Here is a 21493-nt window from a genome sequence, read left to right on the forward strand (position 1 = left end):
CTAAGCCAAAAGTCGATTTCTTATTTTATAAAGAAATCGGCTCTTTCGTTTATGTATTACGTTACAAGAGTTTTCTTATTTTCTCCGGAATGTCCTTTTTTGAAATCTATGCAACAGAGTCTTTATAGTAAGAGTATTTTGTCGGGGAATAATCAAAAAAACGTATATTACAATATAAAAATTCATCTTAATACTAAAGGATACATGACAACGATTCCTATAAATTCTTCTCAATAATTGAAAATAAAATCAATCCAGATTATTATATTGTTATTGTAATTATAAATGTAATTACATTTTATTGAAGGAGGATACAAAGATGAGAAACTCAAAAGGCTCTATTGAATCAGAGATAAGCAAAGCAATTACTCACTGGGAAAAGGACTACCTAGGACGCGGGTCTATATCCGTTAAGACAGATATATTACGGGATATGATTATCGTAAATTTACAAGGTATTTTAACGCCAGCTGAATATACGGTTTGCGAAACAAAAGACGGTATGCTAACGATAAAGAAAAATCGTTCGGAGCTAGTTGAATCTGGAATTGAAGATTTGAAAGAGATTATACTAGAATTAACTGGAGAAAAAGTGAAAAGTTTTCATACGGATATAAGCTCCCGTACTGGTGAACGAGTAATGATTTTTAAATTGTTTCATAATCTTGAGGGAAAATTTTAAAAATTAAAACCATCGTAGGGTTAGTGGGAGATAATTAAGAAACCTAAAAGTTTTGCGCTTTATTTAAATTTATTAACATGATAATAATTAATAACTTGAAATTATTTACGTATACTGAATTTTAATTGGAATAATGCTCAAAAAAACTGATAAATAAATTGACAAACTGCTTAATATAGTTTATCTTATAATTGTTTTAAAAAATTAATAGATGCTTATTTTAACTGTTTGCTATAATTAAGGCTTTAGCATTTTTTTAATATGTAATATTGACTAAATGAAAAAGTTTCTTAATTGAAAGATAGCGCATAACATAAATTGATATATTGATTGCATAATCTAGGAGATCAGAGATATACTGTTATTTTTAATAGGAGTAATACATACATTACTATCCTCTATAAAATGGGAGCTCTTCAAAAAACTTTATTGAAGTTAGTTGAAGTGAAACCGACAATCTCCATAATTCAATGATGATATAAAATCATTGAATTATGGAAGTTGTCGGTTTTTTTTATGGGAAAAAACGATGTACTAAAAAGAGTGAATGAAAATTGAAATTAAAAAAACTATCGTAATGAAAAGGAATTTTTATAGGCTATTTTCGCTTAGAAGGGAGTATTTAACATGTTAATTTCGCTGAGTTCATCAACACTGTTAACTTTATTTTTTATGGCGCTTAGTGCTTCTTGGCTAAGTGGATTATTATTTTTAAATGCAAGGATACCTTTACGTTTTGTTCATATCCATATTGGTATCGCTGCTTTACCTTCATTGGTTTCTTTACTCGCACTTGTTAATAACAATGGAGATAGAGTTGTGGGGCCTTGGCATCTAGATACTTTAGCTTGGTTAATGGCTTTCTTTGTTCTTACAATTGGTTTAATCATTCAGCGTTTCTCTGTACGTTATTTAATGGGAGATCGCTCATATCGAAAATACTTTGCACTTTTTACATGTACTACAGGTGTATCTTCGGTTGCATGGTTAAGTGATGATCTTCGCTTAATGCTCATTTGTTGGGGAGCAACGCTTATAGGATTGGTTCTACTTATAGGGCTAAATAAAGGGTGGAAAGTAGTTAGTGAAGCAACTAAAATCTCTGGCTACCTATTTACAATAAGTTGGATTGCCTTACTATCAGCTATCATTTGGCTGTTTCAAATAACTGGACAGTGGCAGTTAACATCAGTTTTAACGAATGAAAATGTAGCTCAATTTGGAACATTGGAGAGAACAGGAATTAACTTATTAATTATATTAGCGGTGATGATTCCAGCAGCACAATGGCCTTTTCAAAGATGGTTAATTGAGTCTGCTGTTGCTCCAACTCCTGTTTCTGCTATTATGCATGCGGGTTTAGTAAATGCTGGCGGTATCATGTTAACTAGATTTTCACCTCTTTTTCATGATGATATTGCACAAATCATTTTACTAATTTTCTCTAGTATTTCTATCTTAATAGGTACAGGAATTAGTTTAGTCCAAGTTGATTATAAACGTCAGCTAGTAGGTTCAACTATTGCACAAATGGGATTTATGCTTATTCAATGTGCATTAGGCGCCTATTTAGCAGCTATTATTCATTTAATTTTACATGGTTTGTTTAAAGCTACACTATTTTTACAAGCTGGTTCTTCCGTGCAACGTTTTGGGGTAGTGAATCAGTCTAATGAAAAGATGTCCAATTTATGGATGATAGTTGGGCGTGTTTTAGGATTATTTATAGCAATTACTTTCTGGTTTATGACTTCTGGAGAGGGGTATCAACTAGTTAGTGCGTTAATCTTAGGCTGGTCACTATACTTTTCATGGAAACAGCTTGTTGTTTTTGGAGAGGGAAGAATGGGACGAATTGCTGGCGTAATTGTTTTGATTGGATTTTCTCTCATTTACTTTACCGTTCATAATTCTCTTTATAAATGGTTGCATACTGATATTTATCAAAGTGTTCAACCTTCAGCTCCAGCCGTTATCTTTGTTATATGTATTTTACTATTTAGTAGTGTTATTAGTACTTTCGTTACTCGTCATCAATCTTCTACTTTATTCGCTGTACTTTATCTTTGGTTAGTTCGAGTAGGTGAGGCGAGACGAAAGTCAGTAGAAAGTCACCCAAGCTATCTGAAACATTATGTATCAAAGGGAGGTAATTCGTGATGAGCATACCGTCAATATTAAAGAAAGATACAAACATTGATATGCAAGAAAATAATATAAATGATTTAGTTGCATCTGCTAGCCGAGTTATTGCGCCACTTTGGCCTATCTCTACGTTTGCAGCTCACCACCCTTGGATGGGACTTGAAAAGCAATCATTTGAACAAGTCGCAAATTGGTTAAAAGAAGCTCGTAATGTGGATATTTATCCTAGTGCCTCCATGATTCATTCGGCAAAAGCGAAAGGTGAGATTGAGGAATCATTTTTACAAATGAGTTTGTCTCGTTGGCTGGATTCACAATCTTTTCATATTCCGCGAGAGAAAGCAGAGCGATTTTGCCAAGCGGCTTTAAAGTTAGAAAAATTACCTTCTAGTCTATTATCATCGCCAGAAGTAAATAAATTGGCAGAAGAAATGAATTATATAAATACAGCAAGTATGCAAGCCTCTGTTATGCAGCCAATAAGTTCGCTTATAGAGAGTCAAAATAGTGAAAACCTATCTGATGTTCTTAATTATCATATCATTAAATGGTGTAAATTATATCTTGATGAATCCGGATCAAATTGGACGATGCCAAATCGAGAGAAAGGTTTTTATCGTGCATGGCAACACCTTATTACATTTGATCCAGCGTTCAGTAAAAATGAGCGTAAAGTTTTAAAAGATTGGCCACAAGATGCCGAAGTAGCTTTAGCGAGAGCATTATCTGAACTAGGAATTTCTAAATCTAACATACAATCTTACCTTGAAGGGCACTTACTTTCTTTGCCTGGGTGGGCAGGAATGATACGATGGCGCTCACAACAAGCAATTCAGGAACAGGAACTTCTCATAGAATATTTAGCAGTTCGAATTTCTATGGAGCTGGCTATTGTAAAACCTTATTTACCTTTAAAAAATCAAAAGGTTGAGAAAAAAGTTTCGATCGTCCCACTTATAGCTTCTTGGATCTATTGGGGGAATATTTCAACACGGGAATGGTTACAAATGCCTGCTGCTGAACAAAGTGAATTATTAGCATTCGCTTATCGTTTTGATGAAAATATTCGCAGGAAACTTTGGCTGGAAGCTTGGGAACAAACGCATGCAGAGCAATTAAGGGAGAAGATTGCTTCTACACAACGTGCAACCAATGATAAAAAGCGTGTATTAGCTCAATTAGCATTCTGTATTGATGTACGTTCAGAACCGTTTCGTCGCCACCTTGAAAAATTAGGTCCGTTTGAAACATTTGGAATAGCTGGTTTCTTTGGGTTACCAATTGCAACTAGTGAACTAGGTAGTAATAACAACCATCCTTCTTTGCCAGTTATACTCAAACCGAAACATCAAATAAAAGAGCTCACAAATGAAAATGAACTTAAATCTTATGAGCAGCGTAAGAGGGTAGGCAGTTCGGTACGTTATACTTTTAAAACGATGAAACAGAACGTAATGACAAGTATGGCGCTACCTGAGTTAAGTGGTCCTTTACTTGGTCTACAGATGGTGACAAGAAGCTTTGTCCCAAGAGGAGTTGGTGGTTTCATTCGTAAACTTCGTAAAACTATGTTACAAAAACCTGATACAACATTCTCGCTTAATCATGTTCATGACACAAAGGGTGAGATACCTATCGGTTTTACAAAAGAAGAAAAAGTGAACTATGTGCGTCAAGCTTTAAAAATGGTGGGACTGACAGAAAAATTTGCTCCTTTAGTTGTAATGTGCGGACATAGTAGTCAAAGTACGAACAACCCTTATGCTGCAGCACTTGAGTGTGGTGCTTGTGGCGGAGCAGCAGGAGGATTCAATGCAAGAGTTTTTGCTACTTTATGTAATCTTCCAGAAGTGAGAGAGGCGTTGTTTGCTGAAGGTATTAAAATTCCTGAGGATACCATTTTTGCAGCAGCTGAACATAAAACAACAGTGGACGAATTGGAATGGATTTACGTCCCAGAACTTTCGGAAACTGCGCAAGAAGCATTTGATTGTATCGAATCGATTATGCCAAATGTGAGCCAACATGCAAATAGAGAGCGTTTAACGCAATTACCAAATTTTAAAACGAAAATAAAAAATGCGAGTAAAGAGGCACATCGATTTGCAGAAGATTGGAGTGAAATACGTCCAGAATGGGGATTAGCTCGTAATGCATCTTTTATTATCGGGCAACGAGAATTAACTCAGGATTGTGACTTAGAAGGTAGGGCTTTCCTTCATAATTATGATTGGAAACAGGATGAAAGTGGCGATATATTAGCTAACATTATTGCAGGACCAGGAACAGTAGCTCAGTGGATAAATCTACAATATTACGCTTCAACTGTAGCTCCTCATTATTATGGTAGTGGAAACAAAACAACCCAAACTGTAACCGCGGGTCTAGGTGTTATGCAGGGAAATGCAAGTGATTTGTTGCCAGGCTTACCTTGGCAATCCGTTATGCAGTCAGATAGTGAGACGTATCATTCACCACTTCGTTTACTAATTGTAATTCAAGCGCCTAGTCAATATATAGAACGTTTGCTAAATAATGATTTCACATTTCGAGAAAAAGTTCAAAATGGATGGGTTAGACTTGCAAGTGTTGATCCAAAGGGACGCTGGAAAAACTGGTAATAATCATGTAATGAATTATCAACTATTGTTACTAGCTTAAAAGTTTCATAAATACAATAATGAAGAAGGAGTGCTCCATATGAATTCAAAGAATAAAAAAGTTTTATTGTTAACAGACATTAAACATGAAATAGAGCCTATTATCCAACAAGTAACTAACATTCAACAAGAAAACATGTTGACTATACACAGCTACGATTCTGTAATTGTACATCCTTATGGAGATATAATGAGATCTATTATTATTGCTATTTATCAAGAAAATGTTGAAGAAATTTTTGTTGTAGGAATAGAGGATAAAGAAACTGATGTAGTTAATCTACAAATTCAACGTGATTCCATAAAAAATAACAGAGAATTAGACTATCTCTTTGAAAATTGCATGCCTGAATTTTCAAGTGGTAGCCTTGATGAATGGCTAAGTGGAAAAGAAAATGTTAGTGAAAATATTGAGAAGAGTATAGATATGATTTATCATCATCCACTAGTACCGTCTGATGTTAAAGTTCATGGTTTCAAGATTGATAGAACAGGGGAAAAAGAAACGGTTGTTAAAGTTTCTGTTAATAAAGTAGTGAAACAAATGCATTCTTATGTGTAAGTTATCGATAGATAAGCAACTTTTATTTAGTAGATACTGTAATATGTTAAATATTTGGAGTTGTTTCCTTTAAAAAGAGTAAAAGAAATCTTCTATAAATGGAGATCTTTTGCTCTTTTTATAATAAAAATAAAAAATTATTTGACGTTTTTTCGAAAAAAATTTTTAAGACAAGGCTTTTAGGTTTATGAAAACCTTTATTCATGATAGCAAGATAATTTTGATAAGAAGTATATAGTAAGAATGATTTGGAGATACCGATGGGGATATAACTATTTTATTTAGGACGGTGCAATTAAAATGGATTTACAGAAAGGGAAGTTATATTGGAACACGACTTTTTCTAATACACCTTCTTATCCTCGTTTGGACGAAGATATAAAATGTGACGTACTAATAATAGGAGCAGGAAGTTCGGGTGCTCAATCAGCATACTATTTGAGTGAATCAGATTTAAATATTGTTATCGTTGATAAAAGAAAGGTAGGACATGGAAGTAACCTTACAAATACAGCACTTATTCAATATTTAGGTGATAAGATGTTTTTTGAACTTGTAAATACATTTGGGGAAGAGTATGCAGTTAAGCATATGAAATTATGTGAACAAGCTATTAATGATATTGAATATGCTGATCAAAACTTGCCTTATTGCTCTGACTTTAAACGACGGGACAGTTTATATTATGCAAGTTATGAAGAGGATATAAAGAAATTAGAAAAGGAATTGTATTATTTACATAAGCATGATTTTAAAGCGGCTTGGTTATCAGAAAAACAAATTGGACAGAGATATCCATTTAAAAAACGTGCAGCTATTTATACGTATAATGATGGTGAAATAAATCCTTATAAATTTACACATAGTTTATTAGAACAAGCCTCTAATAAAGGAGTTCACATTTATGAAGATACAGAGATTGTTGGCAAAAAGTTAGAGAAAGAATGTGCTATCTTTTATACAAAGGAAGGCAATTCTATTACTGCCAATAAAGTAATTGTGGCTGCAGGATATGAAGGATTGGAATTTAAAAAGGAAAAGAACGCTACACTGATTAGCTCATATGCAATTGTTACTAATCCTGTGGAAGATTTATCTTCTTGGTATAAACGCACTCTCATTTGGGAAACTGCGAGACCATATATTTATATGAGAACTACTGCAGATAATAGGATTATTATAGGTGGATTAGATGAAGATACAAACATTGCTCAAGAAAGAGATTCAAAATTAATCCATAAAAAAGAGAAATTAGTGAATGAATTTAATAAGCTCTTTCCTAATATAACAGTTGAACCTGAATTTTATTTAAGTGCTTTTTATGGTGGTACTCATGATGGCTTACCTATAATTGGAATGTATGAAGAGTTTCCAAATTGTCACTTTATCTATGCGTATGGAGATAATGGATTAGTTTATAGTATGGTACTTTCTAAAATTGTTCGAGATATAATTATTAACGGTTCAAGTCCAGATTTGAATTTATATTTACAAACTAGACCAAAACTAAATGAGTAAACTGCATGTATACAAAATCATAGTAGTAAGGAGCTTATTTAGGGTTCCATTATAAAAAAACGCTATTTTAAATTTATTAGTTTCATGTGACTATTTGTTATGTTTATGAATGCTTAAATAAAGCATTCATAAACAATATTATTTGTTAAATCCATTCATTTTACTAAGTTCAGTTATTTGTATAATCCATTCTTTTTTTAGGTAGGGTAGAGTTGCTTGGATATGATGATATTCCCATTCTTCCTCAATGGTAGGGTAAAGATTAAATAAGTATTTTTCTTCATCATTTGTTACACTTGCTTTAGGATTGCCAGTAAGTTTAAAATAAATGTCGCACCATCCGCTATAGTTTGTTAACATGAATAAAAAATTAGGACATGTGAATTCGATGAGGTATATTTCTTTTTCTAATTGAATATCTGATAGTAATTCTCTTGCAGTCTCATAAGTAGGCTTCTTTTGGTAACCATTGCATGAATGCCATGCCCAAATGGGGAAATCTATAATAAAGTCAATACCTTTCTGTTTCATGTGTCTTACAATGTATTTATATGCTGTGCAATCTTCTTTACTAACAAAAATAGGATCGGTTATAAGCTTACCTTCATTCAAAAGTGTATTTATGGCATTTTGGTTTTGAAAAGTCCATAGGATTGTTGAATCTATAGATGTATTTAAGTTTGATTGTTTATAAAATTGTTTTTTCATCTTTCTCTCCATTTTCTTTTTTATTTTATAAGAGTTTAAGATAAGTACAAAGTGCATTATATTTTTATCTTTATTAAGAGTTGGAAAAATCCATTAAAGATAGAAGAGTTTGTTTGCAATTACAAAAAATGATTCTTATAATCATTTAAAAATAACAGAAGTATTTGTTCTAATAAAGAATGAATTTTGCTTTAAGAATGGGAAAGGATAGCCATGCAAAATAAAATTATTGTTATGTTTCAAAAAGATTTTCGTTTATATGATAACCCAGCTCTATTTGAGGCTGTTCAGTCTGGTGAGGTTCTTCCTGTATATATACAAGAGGAAACTTTTTCAATAGGAAGTGCGTCAAAGTGGTGGTTGCACCATGCTGTAATAGATGTAAAGAAGCAACTTGAGGCATTGGGCTCTACTTTAATAATTCGTAAAGGACGTACGGAGGAAGAAATACTTTCTCTCATAGAGCAATTAGATATAACGGCTGTATATTGGAATATTTGTTATGATCCGGACAGATTACAATCTAATCAAAAAATGAAAATGATGTTAGAGGATAAAGGTATTATCTGTAAAGAATTTAATTCGCATTTATTATTAGAACCGTGGATTATTAAAAAGAAAGATAACACTGAATATAAGGTGTTTACGCCTTTTTACAATGCATTTCAAAAGCAGGTAATACCTAAACCTATTAGCAGAGTGCAGAGTATAAAGTGGGGAAACTCTTTACCAGCAAGCTTATCTGTTTCAGAATTAAAATTGTTGCCGACTATACCGTGGACATCTCATATGGAAGTAATATGGGATCCGACAGAAGAAGGGGCATATAAAACATTCAAGAAATTTTTCTCTAGTAAATTAGTCTCTTATAGTGAAGGAAGAGATTTTCCAGGTCAAAATGTCCATTCGATGTTGGCACCGTATCTTTCATTTGGTCAAATATCAGTAAAGCTAATGTTTCATTACTTAATAAATAAAAGTACCGAAAGACAATGTAGTCTTTTTGAAAAACAAGTTAATAGCTTTATACGTCAATTAATTTGGCGAGAGTTTTCTTATTATTTGCTATATCATTATCCATTTACAGTATATAAACCTCTTAATAAGAGCTTTGAAAATTTCCCGTGGGATAAGGAAGAGGAGTTATTAAGAGTATGGCAGAAGGGTGAAACTGGTTATCCGTTTATTGATGCGGGAATGCGAGAACTATGGCGAACAGGTTTTATGCATAACCGGGCAAGAATGGCTGTAGCCTCTTTTCTTGTAAAGCATTTGTTAATTCCGTGGCAAGAAGGAGCAAAATGGTTTATGGATACACTACTAGATGCTGATATTGCAAATAATACAATGGGATGGCAATGGGTTGCTGGGAGTGGAGCAGATGCATCACCGTACTTTCGTATTTTTAACCCAATCACACAAGGAGAAAAGTTTGATAAAAATGGAGAGTATATAAGAAGATGGGTACCAGAATTAAGAGGTATACCGAATAAGTATATACATAAACCTTGGGAAGCATCTGAGCATATTTTGCAAAAAGCCAATATAAAACTTGGTGATACATATCCCTTTCCGATTGTTGATCATAAGGCAGCACGGGAGAGAGCCCTTTGTGCATATAAAAGTATGAAAGAATTTGTATGAAATAGGTTAAACAATATGTATTTTGAATTTTAATATTAGAATTTTATCCAGTACAAGGACATACTAATCATATAAAGTTTCTATAATCTTCTAGTAAAAAGGAGAATGTTTATGAAAAAATCTAGTATTATAGTATTTTTACTAACATATGGTTTGTTTTATGTTTCTAGTGTTTTATTCCCTATTGATCGTACTTGGTATGATGCGTTAGAAAAGCCGTCTTGGACACCATCTGGTATGACAATCGGAATGATATGGGCTGTATTATTTGGACTTATCGCATTATCAGTTGCAATTATTTACAACAACTATGGATTCAAGCCAAAAACATTTTGGTTTTTATTCCTTTTAAATTATATATTCAATCAAGCGTTCAGCTATTTTCAATTTAGCCAAAAGAATTTGTTTTTAGCAACAGTAGATTGTTTACTAGTCGCTATTACTACGTTACTTCTCATTATGTTTTCTTCCAATTTATCTAAAGTATCGGCATGGTTGCTAATACCATATTTTTTATGGTCTGCATTTGCTACATATTTATCTTGGACAATTTATAGTATAAATTAAAGACGGAACTAAAAACTTGAGCATAATAAAAGTGCTCGAGTTTTTATGTTTATTAATGATAATCTGAAATATAGAATATATACATCTTAGGGAGGTCATCTTTTTGAAAAAATGGATAAAAATTGTTCTGTACTCTTTACTAGCTATTTTAATCGTCGGAAGTATTACTTTTTTAACTTGGTCTCAGTTTACTTATAAACCAACGAAAGAGGCTTTGTCTTTAGTATATGATAAAAAAGATGAAGATTATATAGTTTTTGGAGAGAAAGATGCAAAAATAGGAGTTATTTTTTATCAAGGAGCTAAAGTAGAAGCCGAGGCTTATAGTTACTTAGGAGAAGCTCTTGCAAAAGATGGGCATTTTGTAGTAATGCCTAAGTTACCATTAAACTTAGCGATATTTGGAATAAATGAGGTAGATAGTGTAATTGAACAGTATCCTGAAGTTCAAAAATGGTATATTGCTGGGCATTCAATGGGCGGAGCTATGATTTCTAGGTATGCCTTTCAATATGAAGAAAAGGTAGACGGGATTATTTTCTTAGGTTCGTATCCTGCAGATGACTTCTCTACGAAATCGATTCCAATGTTATCAATTTACGGGGAAGTAGATGCTTTAGCAACTGTTGAAAAAATAGAGAACAATAAAAAGTTCATGTCAAAGAATACTACTATGCACATGATAAAAGGGGGAAACCATGCTCATTTTGGCATGTATGGTGAGCAAAAAGGTGATAATGCGAGTTTAATTACGGCAAAAGCACAACGAGATGAAACAGTAAAAGTAATTGAACAATGGTTATTGGAACAATGATAACGAATTTAATAAATCTACCGAAAGAATTTTCCCAACGGTAGATGGGAGAGAGAATAAAGAGCCAAATCGTACGAAGTGGCTCTTTTATTTATTTGCTATCTCCAATTGTCCCCTTATTTTCTCCGGAATATCCTCTTTAGAAATAATATCGTAAGAATACACATATTTTCCTTTCACATGAATTTTTAAGTAAGTTTTTCTTATAAAATCATTAGGCGTGTTCGTTCCAACTTTATATTCTTTTTCATTGCTTAGTTCATCAACACCCTTTAGTGAGTACATAGCTCGGCCTTTATAATGATAATCTGGAATGCCATATCCCTTCGCAACGGCGTATACATTTTTTTCTTCAGCAATCGGATTAAATCTGTCTAAATCCCCGCGTAATATGAAAGGTAGTAAGTATATAGGAAGGCCTATTCCTAGTATGCAAAGTACAAATTTTTTCATGGTCGTTTCTCCTCTTGTTCATTTACAGGATTCAGTATAGAAAAAAATTCTTATGAATATAGAGGGAAATTTCTTAAGGTTTTCTTAATAAAGTTTAACCGTGTGAAAAAAACTAACTTGAGCATTAAGCTTACGGAATGAATAACCAAATAACTTGTTTTCTTTATTTTTTGATATTTCTTAAGAACCTATCAAGAAATAAGTGAGTTTTAGGATTTAGAATAAATGTATCTTACAGTAATAAGAGAATTATCTAAAAAAATTAGAGTGAGAACAATTAAAGAAAGCATCTAGTGGATTGCTTTTTTCTTTTGGAATAGAGAATCACATGGGTCAGTTACATGTAATACGGCACTGTGCTTCTATGTCACTGAAAAATCCAATGATAAAAAAAGAGGGGGAAGGCATTTTTTATTGAAGTTTGTTAATGATAGATTTTTAACTAGTTAGGGGGGGATCGTAAAATAGATTATTAATCTCTTTAATAATTTTTATTTTCCTTATAGTTGGCATATTGTATTAGAAATTTTTAATTTTGAAAGGAGAATCAATAATTATGGGTAAGAAAAGAAGAATAAGTAATAAGTTATTACTTGTCAGTGCAATTTTTACAATAGCAATTCCCTCAGTCTCATATGCGGAGGAAGTAATTTCACCTGAAAATTTTACGAGTTCTTCAAGTTTGTATGAGGGACGGAATACGGGAGTATTGAAAACAAGCTTATATCCTTATACATATAACTATCCGTTTAACTACCAATTTAGTTCGAAATTAAAGGAAGCAAACACAACTATAAAAAAAGTAGACAATAGTGATGATGAAAATCCTATTATATCTACTACTCTTTCATTTATTCGCCATATGAATAGTGAAGATTATAAATCTGCATTTGATTTAACCTCAAGGTCATTACAGAAAATAATATCCGAAGAATGGCTGAAGAGCTATTGGGAGGGACTCCCAGTGCAATTACAAGCAGGTTCTTTTATAGAAATTGGAGAGGTTACACAAAAAGAGACAAATCCTGTTCATACAAATGTAGAGATTCAATTAGTTTTTGAAAAAATGTCTGTACCTTTACTAATTAAACTAGATCCATCTGGAAAAATAGACGATTTTCAACTCAGCATGTCGTTTAGTCCTGTTGCAGAGCGTCCATCATATAGTAAGCCTGAATCATTTGTTGATAAAGAAGTAGTAGTTGGAAGTGGTGCATTTCCATTACCAGGAACATTGTCGGTTCCAAAAGGAAAGGGTCCTTTTCCAGCGGTTATTCTTGTTCAAGGATCAGGAGCAACTGATCAGGATGAAACAGCGTTTGCTTTAAAACCATTTCGCGATTTAGCTGAAGGTCTTGCATCGAAGGGAATTGCTGTCCTTCGCTATAATAAAAGAACTTATGAACATGGGTTGAAAACACAATTCAGTCCCTTTTATACAGTTGATAAAGAGACAACAGATGATGCTCTTCTTGTAACTCAACTTCTTAAAAATGAGCCTCTAATAAATAAAAATCAAATTTATATTTTGGGTCATAGTCAAGGTGGAATGATGCTTCCGAAAATGATTGAAAAAGACCAAAATAAAAATATTGCTGGAGCAATTGTAATGGGAGGGCCAGCTCGTACGATCCAAGACGTTGTTTTAGATCAATTTGAGTACCTTTTCTCTATTGGAGCAATGAACCTGGATCAATATAAATTCTACAAATCGCAATTTGAATTATTAAATGATCCTAATTTCTCTGGTCAGAATCCCCCAAAAGATTTTTACTTAGGATCAGCAGTATTTTGGGATTCTATACGGAAAATTAAAGCGGCAGAAATGTCAAAAGAACAAAAGACACCGCTTCTTATTATTCAAGGAGAAAGAGACTATCAAGTTCAATCAAAAATTGAAATTCCTCTTTGGAAAGAACAATTAAAAGAACGAGATAACGTAGATTATCGACTATATCCAAAGTTAAATCATTTCTTTACAGAGGGTGAAGGGGAAATAAGTAAGCCAAATGAATATTATAGTCCTGCTAATATCCCTGAGTATGTTATAAATGATATTGCTGCTTGGGTGCAAGACAGATCGCAATTAAATTAGCAACCATATGTTTTAATAAAGACTTTCTTTCCGTAATCAAAATAGAAATATTTTGATTAGGTTATATGTTTTTTAAAAGCACTCTTTAAAAAGGAGTGCTTTTTTATTTTTCTATGATTTCTATAAAACAATGGGCTTACCTTCCAAACAAATCGTTATTTGGAGCGCTTTTATCAAAGCAAAGTTCTTGTGACATTTCTTTGATATTAAAAACATGAATAACCTATTGTGTAAAATTTTTTGAAAATTTAGGTTTAACATCTTTAAAATAGGTGTATTACATATTACATAACAACTAAATAAAAAATCTAAAGGAGGAAAGATACGATGCATACGAATGAAAGAAAAACGGTAGTTTATGAATATCAAAATGAACAGGAAGTAGTTATGAAAGTAAAAGAGCTAGAATTGCAAGGGGTTCGCCACGATGACATTTATGTTTTAGCACATGAAAAACATATAACAAAAAGGATTGCGGATGATACAAACACAAATACGATTGGAGTAAAAGAACAAGGATTGGGAACAAGTATTATCAACTTTTTCTCCAAAAAAGGGGACGAACTTCGAAATCAAATGGAAGAAATGGGGTTGTCGAAGGAGGAAGCTAACTTATATGAAGAAAAACTAGATCAAGGGAAGATTTTACTCCTAGTAACAGCTGAAGTACCAATGGCGAATGATAGGCAGCCGCAAAACTATCATTCTCTGTAATAGATTGCAACATCTGATAAATAGGTAAGGTAATTATTTTAGGTTGTAGCATGGAGGAAAATAAAAATAGAAAAGGATGAGAAAAATGAAACATACAATATTTAAATATACTGTGATTGGAATTACGACCGGAGTCATAGTCTCCCTATTAAAAAAAGAAAATCGGAAAGCTATACAAACAAAAGGAAAAAGCGTAAAAGAAAAACTACAAGAAGGAAACATAAAGGAAACATTGGAGAAGGTAACTGAGACAAGTAAACAATTTTCTGTAACTGCAGCTAATGTTGCAAAACAAACATTACCACAACTGCTTACAGCCACACCAGTTGTCATTTCTACCATTAAAGACTTAACAGAAAACGAAAATAATAAAAAGAAAACAGGTGAAAAGGATTACGAAATAAATGAAAATAGTAAGAACTTAGACGGGGAAAAAACGAAAAATGAAAAGAAATATGTGAAAGAAGGGAAAGAAGAGAGTGCCTAGATTTAACTCTAAAAATAAAAAGTGAGGGAAAAAGTATGAAATCTCTGTATGCAATTGATGTAGGAATTGGCTTTACCAAAAGGGCATATCGACAGGATGTAGATTCTGAGATGACAATCAAGAGTGAAGCTTCCACACTAGCCCCTGTACCTAATCATGCTGAAAGTGAAGATTTAACAAAGGTAAGTTTTATAGACTTAGATTTTGCATACTACATGGGAAATGAAGCACATCAATCTGACGCTTCGTTTCTTCCTCCATTTGACGAAGAAATAGAAAATTATTATGAAAGCGAACGATTTAAACAACAAATATTTGGTTGCATTGCAAAGGATTATAAAGAAAATGTCGTGTTACCTCTAGTTGTTACCGGGCTCCCCGTTACTTGTTTTGGTAGTCAGCATGAGCAATTACAACGTGCACTAAAAAAAGAAACTTCCGTACAAATTGATGGGAAATTTATTCATATTACGGTGGAAAATGCTTTGATTCTTCAGCAACCGGTCGCTTTACATGCCTATTTCTTAAAAGAGGGAATCATTCAGGAACGAGATCGCATCTTAATTATTGATGGCGGATTTCGTACAGTAGAAATGACAGATATGAAACAGAATGTCATTTTAAATCATTATGAGGCGGAACTAGGATGTAGCAAGCCTTTGAAAAATATTAAGAATATCGTGCAGAATCATGAGGGTGAAAGTAATCAATTGCATATTAACGACATGCCAAACATATTAGAAAAAGGATATGAATGTCGAGAAGAAAATCATGAGACAAGTCAGGTTCATACTTTGATTCAAAAAGAGTTGGATGCACACTTCCAAGACGTCATGCGTGTATTACAAGAACAATTTAAGTTAGAACAGTATAACACTATTATTTGGACAGGAGGAATAGTAGATCTCCACAAAAAACGAATTGAAAAAATGCAAAGTGAAATTTCTTCTTTCCGTATGGTAGACGCTTCGAAAGAGGCTGCACTCCATGGATACTACATTATTGGGAGTCAAGTATTTGAGGACATTACCAATCAATCTGCATATGAATCCAAATTATAATAACGAATGAAATGGAGTTCGTTGAATAGACGTGCCAAATTATGTAGCTTCTTTTCCACATATAATAAATTCTTTATAAGAAAAGATAAAAAGTGATTGTATAGAGGAAATGTTTAAAATTGAAAATAAAAATAACTAATATATAGGGGGTCTTCCTTTTAAAAGAATAAGACCTCCTATGTTATTTATTTTGTAATTTAGATGATCTAAAAACTTTTCCTCCAAGACATGAATACCTACATACAAATTTCGTATTACGGATATGATTCGATCAAACATAAAACTATTTAGAAAGGAAGAATAATATGGAATGCATAAAAATGACGAAATGGAGTTGGTATCATGTGAAAACTAGTGAGCTTGAAAAACTTTCTTCTATAATCCCTCGTGATGTAACATCTTATTTCGCTCAATTTGTAAAGAAAATAAGTTCTCCTTGTGAAAATGGATTATATGTTTATACGTTATCACCAAGTCAAACTTGTGTATATGGTTCGTTTTTATATGATCAAGATAAAAAGGACGCCAAAATTCAAAAATTTCTTCATTATTTCGTAGCTCATGGAATACTGATAACAGTTCAGGAAAAAGAGGAAGAGGATTTCCAAAAATTAATACATAATTTCCCTATGGGTACAAAAAATTGTAATAGTTCCGCTGAAGGATTATGTGCTATCTTATCAATGTTTATATCTCATTATTTGCGAAAGGTTGACTACTTTGAAAACAATTTCAGAAATGTATTATGGGATTTTTATCATCATAATAACATAGCAGTTTTAGAAAGGATTTATCATATTCGTCATGAATTATTTATGAACACACATGTGTTTCGCTTAATACAAGAAGTGTTACAAGGCCTAAAAGAAGCTTGGTTAGAAAAACTAACAAACACCCTTTGTTATAAACAAACACACGTAAAATTAGAGCGTGGATTACAACTTGTTAAAGAGTACCAAGAAGAATTAGACACGATGATTCATTTACAAGAAGTTGTTTCTTCTCATCGTGGGAATGAAATTATGAAAGCTCTTACTGTATTAACTGCTGTGAGTACGCCTTTGACAGCCTTAGGAGCATTATGGGGTATGAATTTTAAATACATGCCTGAACTAGAATGGAAATATAGCTATTTAATCGCTCTCTTATTTATTATTTTCACAACAGCGGGTATGTATATGTATATGCGATTCAAAGGATGGACAGGTGACTTATTACGAGTAAAGAAAAAGAAATCTTTTTTTAAATCTAATTAATCCTGTTTATAAAAAATATGATAGATATATGGTTTGTAATATTTATTAATTGAGATAGCAACATATCCCCATCAAGTTAAAGTTTTGATGTCCTCGCAATGATAAAAATGGTGAATATTTATATGAAAGATTAGAGCTCTCCTTCCTGTAGGAGAGCTCTAATCTTTGTTTAAAAACTATATCATATACTCTGAAATTTGTCCGGATTCAATTTAGAATATGGCAAAAGAGAACTTGCGGATTAAAAACAAGCTCTCTTTAAAAGAAATAACGTAATTGAGATACTTATATAGTAACAATTGTTTTCTTCTAATTCCATATGTCATATGTTGAGAAATAAATTATAAATGGATTGATAAAGCTAAAATGAATGATTGACATAATATTTTGACGATAATATAATGAATCTCGAATTCAAGATAACTTGTAAAGGATTGGTAATTATGAGCGTGATTAACGATGAGAGCTTATCTTTAAAGTTATTTGTTATATTATCAAGGGCAGTACAGTCAATTACTAAGCGTATTGAAGAGGATATAAAAAGTTATGGACTTAATCCAACTGAATTTGCAGTGCTTGAGCTACTGTATAGTAAAGGCGATCAGCCTATACAAAAAATTGGAGACAAAATATTACTTGCAAGTAGTAGTATCACGTATGTAGTGGATAAGTTGGAAAAGAAGCGGTTCTTAATACGAAAACCATGTCCTAAAGACCGCCGTGTCACTTATGCGTCAATTACTTCAGAAGGTATTGAATTGATGGATATTATTTTTCCTCAGCATAAAGAGGCGATTCGGCAAATATTTGGTGGTTTGGACTATATTGAGAAAAAAATGATAATCGAAAAGTTGAAAAAATTAGGGTATTATGCACTCGAACTATAAATTTTTAGAAATATATCTCGAATTAGTAATGTCCTAATTAAATATAAATTAAATAAATAGGAGGAAAAATTAATAAATGGTAGTAAATTTATTATAATACAAAATGAATAAAACGTGTAATTTCAATTGGTATAGTATGAAATAAAGTTGTTATGTTAACGTATACATATCGTCCTTTAAATTATAAATCTTTCATAAAGCGGAGAGTGGGTATCAAGAATGGAATTACGTCATTTAGAGTATTTTATTCAAGTTTGTAATAATAATAGTTTCACTAAAGCTGCGGAAGTTCTAGGTATTTCACAGCCGACTTTAAGTCAACAAATACGAGTTTTAGAAGGTGAACTTGATACACCCTTGTTTCATCGAGTTGGAAGAGGTATCAAAATGACAGAAGCGGGTAAGCTGCTATTTGATAAAGGAAAATTTATCATGCAACAATTTGATGACGTTTATAATGAAATTTTTGAATTAAAGGGTGTAAAAAGAGGTGTGATTACTATAGGAGGTTTATTAGAGGATCTCACTTATTTAACACCTTATATTATGAAGTTTCAACAACATTATCCCAACATTGTAGTAAAGATTATAGAATCCGAAGTTGCTGTAAATCAAATCGTTGACAAAAATATTGATTTCGGGATTACACGTAGTGCTCAAATTCCAGACACATTAACAAACACCCTTTTGTATAGTGAAGAGCTCGTCCTTGTAATTCCAAAAAATCATCCTTTGAATGAAAAATCATTTGTTTCTTTTCGAGAATTAGTAGGGCTCAGTAGAGTAATGGTTTCATGTAGTTGTCGTGAATCTATTAAGATATATTGTGAGAGTTTAGGGTTATCTTTATCTGAAGCAAATATAGAAACAAAATCTTCTATTTCTCTATTGAGCCTTGTATACAATGGACATGGGGTTGCTATAATACCTCTTTCACTGGTTAACTTTGTTAATAATGATACTTTGAGCATAGTTCGTATTACTGATCCAACACCAAGTCAAGATATTAATCTTATTCACTTTGATGATAAATTTTTAAGTTTTGCAGCACGTATCTTTATGCAGAAGTTAAATGATTCTCAAAAAGTATCAGTGTAATAGAAATAATAATGATTTTAGTGTAACAATTGAAAAATTAAGATCTATATTAAAGTCAAAAGGCAGTGGATTTATATGTGTGGTGTAGTCGATCAAAAGGGGATACCATTGACTTTTAATTAAGGAAAAAAGGAAAGACTTTGCAAGGAGAGAAGGTTATCAAAAACAAGTTAAGTTAATCAATCAATTCTTTGGTCTTATCGTATAGTAACAGATTCCATAAGGGATATACACTGCTATTTTGAATCTACATATCCTTATTGTAGAAAGAAAACCACCGGCATTATACCGGTGGTTTTGATTTAGAAAGCAAAGCAAGTACAACCAATCCCCCATTTAGTTCCATCTTTTCCTATTACGGTATGAGTATGTTGATGGAGAGGGTTACTACAACTATGTAACTTGTTATCATGGGAATCGTGAGAAAGTATAGTGTTGGCTAGGTTAGCACCACCATACCCATAAACGCCCGTCGGTGACCAATCAGGTGATGCTGGCGGCAATTCAGGTGATAAATTTTTAAATTCATCATTTCCATAAACAACCTGCCCACCCATAATGGTGAGTAATGATTCAAGGTCTTTGATTTCTTCTTCTGGCACAGTAAAGTAGTCAGCAGACAATACAGCAATATCAGCAAACTGACCGACTGCCAGGGTTCCCTTTTTACCTTCATCACCAGAGAACCACGCACTTCCTTTTGAATATAATTCCAGGGCTACTTTTCTATCAAGTTTATTTTTTTCATCGTATATGGAAAGCCCACCAATGGTTTTTCCAGCAACCATCCAGTAAAGAGCAACCCAAGGGTTATAGCTGGAAACCCTGGTTGCATCACTACCGGCGCCAACAGGTATACCAAGGTCTAACATACGATAAATTGGAGGTGTACGCTTTGCTGCTTCCTTTCCGTATAAGTCAACAAAGTATTCACCTTGAAAAGCCATGCGGTCTTGGATGGCAATACCGCCATTTAAAGCCTTAACACGTTCCATACTACGATCTGAGATAGTTTCTGCATGGTCAAACCACCATCGTAGACCATTAAAAGGAATTTCTTTGTTGACTTCCTCAAATACATTTAAGAAACGTGTGATTGATTCGTCATAAGTTGCATGTAAACGGAATGGCCAACGGTTTTCTACCAATAGAGAAATTACTTTCTTTAAGTCAGCTTCCATCATCGTAGCTAGTTCGGGCTGTGGCATTTGAAATTTTTCAAAATCAGCTGCAGAGAATACTAACATTTCTCCGGCACCATTCATTTTATACTTATCATTTCCTTGACCTGGAGAAACAATTTTTGTCCATGAAGCAAAGTCTTCATATTCATGATTAGGATTTTGCGTAAATAGATTATAAGCAATACGTAAAGTTAATTGTTCCTTCTTGGCTAAATGTTCAACAACTTTGTAGTCGTCAGGATAATTTTGGAAACCGCCACCTGCATCAATGGCACTTGTAATACCTAATCTATTTAATTCGCGCATAAAATGGCGTGTGGAGTTAATCTGGTCGTCAAAATTAAGTACTGGAGCTTTACCCAAACTTGAATAAAGAATAGAAGCGTTAGGGTTAGCAATTAAAAGGCCTGTTGGATTACCTCTTTTATCCCGCTGAATTAAACAGCCTGGAGGATCTGGGGTATCTTTCGTGTATCCCAGTGCACGTAGCCCTGCACGATTTACAAGTGCTCTATCGTAAAGATGTAGCACAAAGACAGGCGTGTCTTCAGAAACAGCATTAATCTCTTCTAATGTTGGCATCCGTCTCTCTTTAAATTGAAATTCAGACCAACCTCCAACTACTCTTACCCACTGAGGAGCAGGTGTACGTCTTGCCTGTTCTTTGAGCATTTCTAGAGCAATAAAAAGTGATGGTACGCCTTCCCAACGTAATTCCATATTATAATGCAGACCACCACGAATAACGTGTATATGAGAGTCATTCAGGCCTGGAATAGCTCTCTTTCTTTTAAGGTCTATTTTTTTTGTTTTTTCCGTGGCACTATTAAGAAGCTCATCTCCACCTACTGCAGTGACTAAACCATCAGTTATGGCGATAGCAGATACCTCAGGCTGAGAAGGGTCAAGGGTAGTAATTTTTCCGTTGTATAAGATCATATCCGGTACATTCATATTC

The 21493-nt window shown here is 33.1% G+C and carries 18 protein-coding genes; 15 read left to right on the top strand and 3 right to left on the bottom strand.

Annotated elements, in window-relative coordinates; all coding sequences use genetic code 11:
* Positions 1–319 precede the first annotated feature (319 nt).
* From ACTFP3_RS11105 to ACTFP3_RS11125, 5 genes are all read left to right on the top strand, one after another.
* A complete protein-coding gene (locus tag ACTFP3_RS11105) occupies positions 320–682 on the top strand; it encodes a DUF2294 domain-containing protein (RefSeq protein ID WP_088363644.1) in 363 nt (120 codons plus the stop codon).
* A gap of 627 nt (positions 683–1309) precedes the next feature.
* Positions 1310–2842 (top strand): NADH dehydrogenase subunit 5, encoded by a 1533-nt coding sequence (locus ACTFP3_RS11110; RefSeq protein WP_326036501.1) that lies wholly within the window; start codon positions 1310–1312, stop codon positions 2840–2842.
* Positions 2842–5448, top strand: coding sequence for a putative inorganic carbon transporter subunit DabA (locus tag ACTFP3_RS11115; RefSeq protein WP_326036502.1), 2607 nt, complete (start codon positions 2842–2844; stop codon positions 5446–5448). The genes ACTFP3_RS11110 and ACTFP3_RS11115 overlap by 1 nt, the downstream gene beginning before the upstream one ends.
* 79 nt (positions 5449–5527) lie before the next feature.
* Positions 5528–6049, top strand: a complete 522-nt coding sequence (locus tag ACTFP3_RS11120) for a carbonic anhydrase (RefSeq protein ID WP_326036503.1) — start codon at positions 5528–5530, stop codon at positions 6047–6049.
* Between the two features lie 300 nt (positions 6050–6349).
* The gene (locus tag ACTFP3_RS11125) at positions 6350–7567 is read left to right on the top strand and encodes an NAD(P)/FAD-dependent oxidoreductase (RefSeq protein WP_000365631.1); all 1218 of its coding nucleotides are present in this window, start codon (positions 6350–6352) and stop codon (positions 7565–7567) included.
* 138 nt (positions 7568–7705) lie between these two features.
* Here ACTFP3_RS11125 and ACTFP3_RS11130 read toward each other — a convergent pair whose 3' ends face one another.
* Complete coding sequence (locus ACTFP3_RS11130; RefSeq protein WP_016122800.1) at positions 7706–8275, bottom strand: DUF3841 domain-containing protein; 570 nt, start codon at positions 8273–8275, stop codon at positions 7706–7708.
* Positions 8276–8488: 213 nt separating this feature from the next.
* Here ACTFP3_RS11130 and ACTFP3_RS11135 point away from each other — a divergent pair, with 213 nt between their 5' ends.
* From ACTFP3_RS11135 to ACTFP3_RS11145, 3 genes are all read left to right on the top strand, one after another.
* Positions 8489–9919, top strand: a complete 1431-nt coding sequence (locus ACTFP3_RS11135) for a cryptochrome/photolyase family protein (protein ID WP_440010446.1) — start codon at positions 8489–8491, stop codon at positions 9917–9919.
* 111 nt (positions 9920–10030) lie between these two features.
* Positions 10031–10486, top strand: a complete 456-nt coding sequence (locus ACTFP3_RS11140) for a TspO/MBR family protein (protein ID WP_046392870.1) — start codon at positions 10031–10033, stop codon at positions 10484–10486.
* 103 nt (positions 10487–10589) lie between these two features.
* Positions 10590–11300, top strand: coding sequence for an alpha/beta hydrolase (locus ACTFP3_RS11145; protein WP_440010449.1), 711 nt, complete (start codon positions 10590–10592; stop codon positions 11298–11300).
* Between the two features lie 87 nt (positions 11301–11387).
* Here the strand turns inward: ACTFP3_RS11145 and ACTFP3_RS11150 are convergent, their stop codons facing one another.
* Complete coding sequence (locus ACTFP3_RS11150; RefSeq protein WP_000714948.1) at positions 11388–11753, bottom strand: YxeA family protein; 366 nt, start codon at positions 11751–11753, stop codon at positions 11388–11390.
* A 556-nt stretch (positions 11754–12309) separates the two neighbouring features.
* Here ACTFP3_RS11150 and ACTFP3_RS11155 point away from each other — a divergent pair.
* From ACTFP3_RS11155 to ACTFP3_RS11185, 7 genes are all read left to right on the top strand, one after another.
* Complete coding sequence (locus ACTFP3_RS11155) at positions 12310–13848, top strand: alpha/beta hydrolase (protein WP_440010453.1); 1539 nt, start codon at positions 12310–12312, stop codon at positions 13846–13848.
* Positions 13849–14175: 327 nt separating this feature from the next.
* Positions 14176–14562, top strand: a complete 387-nt coding sequence (locus ACTFP3_RS11160; RefSeq protein WP_000557321.1) for a general stress protein — start codon at positions 14176–14178, stop codon at positions 14560–14562.
* 85 nt (positions 14563–14647) lie between these two features.
* Positions 14648–15049 carry a hypothetical protein gene (locus ACTFP3_RS11165; RefSeq protein ID WP_000683238.1) on the top strand — a complete coding sequence of 134 codons (402 nt, stop codon included), beginning with the start codon at positions 14648–14650 and terminating at the stop codon, positions 15047–15049.
* 35 nt (positions 15050–15084) lie between these two features.
* On the top strand, positions 15085–16110 hold the full coding sequence (locus ACTFP3_RS11170; protein WP_000839441.1) for a ParM/StbA family protein: 1026 nt from the start codon (positions 15085–15087) through the stop codon (positions 16108–16110).
* Positions 16111–16415: 305 nt separating this feature from the next.
* A complete protein-coding gene (locus ACTFP3_RS11175) occupies positions 16416–17366 on the top strand; it encodes a magnesium transporter CorA family protein (RefSeq protein ID WP_000388925.1) in 951 nt (316 codons plus the stop codon).
* 443 nt (positions 17367–17809) lie between these two features.
* Entirely contained in the window at positions 17810–18253 is a 444-nt protein-coding gene (locus ACTFP3_RS11180) for a MarR family winged helix-turn-helix transcriptional regulator (protein WP_000111426.1), read from the top strand.
* Positions 18254–18472: 219 nt separating this feature from the next.
* Positions 18473–19351, top strand: a complete 879-nt coding sequence (locus ACTFP3_RS11185) for a LysR family transcriptional regulator (RefSeq protein WP_000423188.1) — start codon at positions 18473–18475, stop codon at positions 19349–19351.
* 302 nt (positions 19352–19653) lie between these two features.
* On the opposite strand, the gene ACTFP3_RS11190 is transcribed toward ACTFP3_RS11185, so the two are convergent.
* Positions 19654–21489: an amidohydrolase gene (locus ACTFP3_RS11190; protein ID WP_326036509.1), complete on the bottom strand. Its 1836-nt coding sequence runs from the start codon at positions 21487–21489 to the stop codon at positions 19654–19656.
* Positions 21490–21493: the final 4 nt, after the last annotated feature.

The organism is Bacillus cereus group sp. MYBK5-2, from assembly GCF_051915685.1.
GTDB lineage: Bacteria > Bacillota > Bacilli > Bacillales > Bacillaceae_G > Bacillus_A > Bacillus_A cereus.